Below are 892 nucleotides of genomic sequence, written 5' to 3'. Positions count from 1 at the left end.
GCGAAGTCAGCAGCGATGTAATTGCATCCGGGGAGAGTCTCATACAACCTCCCCTTCGCTCTACGAGTTCAGGTAGCCGTCGGCTTGCGATTTAGCCTCTTAACCGAATACGAATGCAGTTCGGTCGACTGGACACCGAAGGAGGGGCGTCGTCACGTCTATTTTGCGGCAGTCTGTGTCCTCGCAGGCGTCCAACTCGTAGAGCAGTACGCGGTCGGCTACATCATTCGTGATAACGTTCTTCGCCAAGAAATCTATATGACAGAGTACACCATTTCGACGGTATTCTTTGTTCTCGCGCTCTTCGCATACGTGCTCTCGAACCCACAGTTGGGGAAGAATACGATGCTTCCGAAAGTGGGGCGACACGCCCTCGGGATATATCTGCTTCACGTTCCGCTACTACGTCTCTTTCGGGCAATGAACAGAGTCTGGCGTCCGGAAATCGGGGTTGACCTTACCTCGACGCTTCTCTGGCAGTTGGCCATCCCGCCACTCATTTCCGCTCTTTCGCTGGCAATCTATCTCCTCATGGCGAGAATGCACGTCATCGAGCTCGGCGGAAGTCATACACCGTGGCTAAACCGTCTCTGGTCACAGGGCCGGGGTTGGGTTCGAGGTAGAAGTTCAAACGATAACTGACGCCGACTCCGACCGAAGTCTACAGCGAATCGACAGCGAGTAACTCGAATTGGTGTGGAAGTGCCGCTAGGTAGTGCCGACAACGAACGACGCCTGCGAAAGGCTCCGTCTTTCGCGGTACCGGAAAACCGATAGTGCTTCACAGAAGATTTAGGTGGACTCTGAGTAGGGAAGGTAATGACTGGACGGGAGAAAGAGATCGTCCGACACCTGAGTGAGGACGATCTCGACCGCTTGCTCACACAGACTG

The 892-nt window shown here is 54.4% G+C and carries 1 protein-coding gene; it reads left to right on the top strand.

Features of this window, described 5'->3' with window-relative positions:
• Positions 1-258 precede the first annotated feature (258 nt).
• The gene (locus ACR3FF_RS27210) at positions 259-642 is read left to right on the top strand and encodes a hypothetical protein (RefSeq protein ID WP_458191221.1); all 384 of its coding nucleotides are present in this window, start codon (positions 259-261) and stop codon (positions 640-642) included.
• Positions 643-892: the final 250 nt, after the last annotated feature.

The sequence above is a fragment of the Haladaptatus ordinarius genome, from assembly GCF_054177595.1.
Note: the sequence above shows the minus strand (reverse complement) of the source record. Positions and strands in the feature narration are given on the sequence as shown.